The 1060-nt window shown below is 70.8% G+C and carries 1 protein-coding gene; it reads right to left on the bottom strand.

Translation table 11 applies throughout. From position 1 onward, the window contains the following. Window positions 1-130 precede the first annotated feature (130 nt). The gene (locus AC2VOP_RS06305; RefSeq protein WP_428900684.1) at window positions 131-700 is read right to left on the bottom strand and encodes a transglycosylase family protein; all 570 of its coding nucleotides are present in this window, start codon (window positions 698-700) and stop codon (window positions 131-133) included. Between the last annotated feature and the right edge of the window lie 360 nt (window positions 701-1060).

Here is a 1060-nt window from a genome sequence, read left to right as displayed (position 1 = left end):
CCGACGCTACCCGACCGAGGGGCGCTTCGGCGGCCCCCGCCGACAAGGAATGCCGGGCCCGGGGCCCGGCATTCCTCACCTATGGCGTTTCGACGGCTGTCAGTCCTCGAGCCGCCGGCCGCGGCTGTTGTCAGCCACGCCGACCGCAGACCGGCCACGCGCCGATGCCCTGCGAATGCAGCACGTTCTCGGCGACGCGGATCTGCTCCTCGCGACTCGCGCTGGCCGGGGAGCCACTTCCGCCGTTGGCACGCCAGGTGCTCGGCGTGAACTGCAGACCGCCGACGTAGCCGTTGCCCGTGTTGATCGCCCAGTTCCCCCCCGATTCGCATCGTGCGATGGCGTCCCAGTTCACGCTGTACGCCCGCTGCGGCGGCGGCGGCACGTCGGGTCCCGGCGGGGCGTCCGGCGGCGGCGGCGCATCCGGGGCCGGCGGGGCGTCCGGCGCCGGCGGCAGGTTCGGGTCGAAGTCGGCGGGCGGCGGCGCATCCGGGGCCGGCGGGGCGTCCGGCGGCGGCGCGTCCGGAGCCGGCGGGGCGTCCGGTGGCGGGGGCAGGTTCGGGTCGAAACCCGCGGGAGCGGGGGACGGCCCGTTCAGTTCCAGGCCGGCAGGCTCCGCGGTCGCGGTGGGGGCAGACGACATGCTGACGAGTGTTCCGGTGATCGCGGCAGCGATGAGCATCTTGCGGGCGTTCTTCAAAAGGTGTTCCTTTCGGGTTTGCGCGCGCCAAAGCAAGCCCACCGAGGCGGGCTTGGTGCCATGTCTGTACGGAAGTGGCTCTCTGGGGCGTGCCGTCTCGTTTCGGCACGACAGCGGGGGTTCGCTGGCGCCTTGCGGGCTGTCAGCCGCGCCGGCCGGGGGCGGCTCGTGCCGCTCCCACCCCCGCTCACACGCGGGGCCGTGGATTCAGTTTTGGTTTGCCCGTCTCGGGGCACCAGGGACGTTACGAGAACCGCTCATGCTTTTCATCTTCAGAAAATGGATATCTCGTTCCTATAACGAACCGATCACGGATCGGTTGGTGAAATATCGCCGCAGGTCAACCTCGGATTTCGCGCT

This window comes from Mycobacterium sp. TH-M106, from assembly GCF_057473765.1.
Note: the sequence above shows the minus strand (reverse complement) of the source record. Positions and strands in the feature narration are given on the sequence as shown.